Consider the following 1235-nt stretch of genomic DNA (forward strand, 5'->3'; position numbering starts at 1 on the left):
ACCAGATTGCCGGTACCGATAAGGAATCGCTGCTCACCAATATACGTCAGCTGATTGATGAGTGTACTTTCTCCTACACCCGTCAGCGGGAGATGAAAGGATTGGGCCATGCTATTCTTTCCGGTGAATCCCTGATCGGCGAACAGCCCTTTGGTGTGTTGTTGGCGGATGACCTGTGCATCAATCCGGATGGCCCCGGCGTGCTGGCGCAAATAGCGCAACTCTATAAACAGTTCCGTTGCTCCATTGTGGCGGTGATGGAAGTGCCGAAAGATCAAGTGCACAAGTACGGCGTGATTGCCGGGCAAACCATTTCCGATGACCTGATCCGTGTGGAAAATATGGTGGAAAAACCCGCCAGAGAAGATGCCCCCAGTAACCTGGCCATTATTGGCCGCTATATCCTGACCCCGGATATTTTTGACCTGATCAGAGACACCCAACCCGGCCAAGGCGGCGAGATCCAGATCACCGATGCCCTGATGGCCCAGGCTCAGCGTGGTTGTGTGCTGGCTTATAAATTCAAGGGCAGACGTTTTGACTGTGGCAGTATTGAAGGTTTTATTGAAGCGACTAACTACTGCTACGATAAGCTTTATGCCGGTTGAACAATCAGTGAAAGGCTGGTTGAACCAGCGGGTTACCCACCTGCTCGCTATTCCCGCCTCCGTCCGGCAAGCGCTGTTCTTTGTCGCCCTGGCCTTTACCTTCTTTATGGCGGTCATCCCCGGCGAGGCGGACCCTACGGCATTTATCAATGATAAACTCAAACACGCCATCACCTTTATGGTGCTCTTTGCCCTGTTTGATCTGGCCTATCCCAATCAGCCAGCCGCCTGGTGGAAGCTACTATGCTTGTTGGCTTTTGGGGTATTGATTGAAGTGTGCCAGAAGATGACAGGGTACCGGAGCTTCAGTGTTGGAGATATTCTGGCCGATGCCGTGGGAATTTTGGGCTACCTTGGGTTGTATGCAATGTATCAGAGCAGTATCTGGCAGCAGAGTGATTTATGAGCAATTATATGTGGATGCCCGCAACCAAACGGGCATCCAGATCCAAAGTATCACCCGAGACCAAAGCGGCCCTGAAAGCCCGGGCCGACCGATGGGTAGAGGAATATCTGAAACCGGCAAAGATCCAGCCTCCGCCTGAGAACCCGAGGTTCAATTATCTGGTGGATATCTTTACCAAATGGCATGGCAGTTTTTTCTATTTCTGCGCCACTTACCACTGT

3 protein-coding genes are annotated in these 1235 nt (G+C 51.8%); all 3 read left to right on the plus strand.

The window, feature by feature from the left end:
• A partial coding sequence (locus KDK15_RS06815; RefSeq protein WP_257294616.1) for a sugar phosphate nucleotidyltransferase occupies positions 1-608 on the plus strand: 608 nt, incomplete at its 5' end.
• 7 nt (positions 609-615) lie between these two features.
• Complete coding sequence (locus KDK15_RS06820) at positions 616-1014, plus strand: VanZ family protein (RefSeq protein WP_257294617.1); 399 nt, start codon at positions 616-618, stop codon at positions 1012-1014.
• On the plus strand, positions 1011-1235 hold a 225-nt coding region (locus tag KDK15_RS06825; RefSeq protein WP_257294618.1), incomplete at its 3' end, for a hypothetical protein. The genes KDK15_RS06820 and KDK15_RS06825, both read left to right, overlap by 4 nt.

This window comes from Endozoicomonas sp. YOMI1 (assembly GCF_024606345.1).
Lineage (GTDB): Bacteria > Pseudomonadota > Gammaproteobacteria > Pseudomonadales > Endozoicomonadaceae > Endozoicomonas.